Origin of the sequence: Bifidobacterium asteroides (assembly GCF_003202695.1) — a bacterium.
Classification (GTDB): Bacteria; Actinomycetota; Actinomycetes; order Actinomycetales; family Bifidobacteriaceae; genus Bombiscardovia; species Bombiscardovia asteroides_G.
Map to the genome: position 1 here is coordinate 1 of NZ_QGLL01000014.1, position 1,354 is coordinate 1,354.

Below are 1,354 nucleotides of genomic sequence, written 5' to 3' on the forward strand. Positions count from 1 at the left end.
GGGCTATAGGAACTAAACGCGTTGTTTATGTTGGGGGTTTGGCCTTGTGGCTGTAAGCGTGTTGGGTGGTTGTTAATAGGTCGGGTTGTTAATAGGGGTCTTGCAGGGGTGCCCGTTCCTGTTCGATTGGGGAATGAGAACCAGATCGAAGAGGGCCAGGCATTGCCCCATATGCCATGGGCGGATGCGCAAGCATGGGCGCAACAGATCAGGCACGCAGCGCTGGATGTGTCCGTCCTGCTCGATCACGTCCACCGCGCGCAGGCAGGACCGGGCCCGCGCCGCGCAGTTGAGGGAGTTCCTGGACTGGCTGCTGACGGGCAGGACCCGGGAACAGATGGGGGCCATGGGCGCCAGGGCCTGGCGTAAACGGGTCGGCTGGTGCTGGAACATCAAGCCGGCAATCACACCGGACGGGGTGGTCCATCACACGCTCATGGCCGACGGCACGTATATGGCACACGGCTGGTGCCTCCTGATAGCGATCGACGGGCAGACGGGCCAGGTCATCGACTGGCAGTGGTGCCATCAGGAGAACACGGCGGCCTACACGGCCCTGTTCTCCCGCATCCCCGGGCCCGACGTGCTCATCACCGACGGCCTTCGCGGCGTGCAGAAAGCCTGCCATGCCTGCTGGCCGGGCACGCGCATCCAACGCTGCCTGGTGCACGTGCAACGCAACACCAAAACCGACCTGACACTCAAACCACGACTTCAGGCCGGCAAGGAACTCAAGCGACTCTCCGACCAGCTCACCCGGGTCCATACCATCGAGGAAGCGGTGCGTTGGGGTGAGGCCTTGAACGCCTGGCACGAAAGATGGAAAACCCTCATCGACGAACGCACCATGGCCAAGGACGACCCAGCCAACCCCAAAGCCAGCCACCAATCCTGGTGGTGGACCCACCAGGAACTCCGCCGCTGCTACCGCAGGCTCGAACACCTCTTCCAAGACAGGCAGCTCTTCGCCTTCCTGGAACCCGAACTCACCGCCGGCGGGCCAGTGGAACGCACCACCAACCGGCTGGAAGGAGGAGTCAACTCACCCATCAAACGCACCCTCCTGCAACACCACGGCCTACCCGAGAGCCACATGGGACGCGCCTGCGAATGGCACTGCTGCATGAAAACCGACAACCCCGACCCCGCCAGCCTGATCAGGGACGAACACCAGCAGCCACAACCAGCACCCAAACGGGAAACCAGACAGGAACAGGACGAGCCCGAACACTACGGCACCGCCATCAACTGGAACGAGTTCCACACACCAGTCAGATACCCCAACACCACACTCTGACCAACACACAACCAAACCCACACACAGAACCTAAAACAACGCGTTTAGTTCCTATAG

The 1,354-nt window shown here is 61.7% G+C and carries 1 protein-coding gene; it reads left to right on the top strand.

The features are described 5' to 3' along the window. The first annotated feature begins 133 nt into the window (after nucleotides 1-133). Nucleotides 134-1,297, top strand: a complete 1,164-nt coding sequence (locus DKK75_RS07985) for an IS1249 family transposase (RefSeq protein WP_110452900.1) — start codon at nucleotides 134-136, stop codon at nucleotides 1,295-1,297. Nucleotides 1,298-1,354: the final 57 nt, after the last annotated feature.

Excerpts from the sequence above, each read along its gene's own strand:
- DKK75_RS07985 (WP_110452900.1), top strand. The coding sequence starts at position 134 with ATGAGAACCAGATCGAAGAGGGCCAGGCATTGCCCCATATGCCATGGG.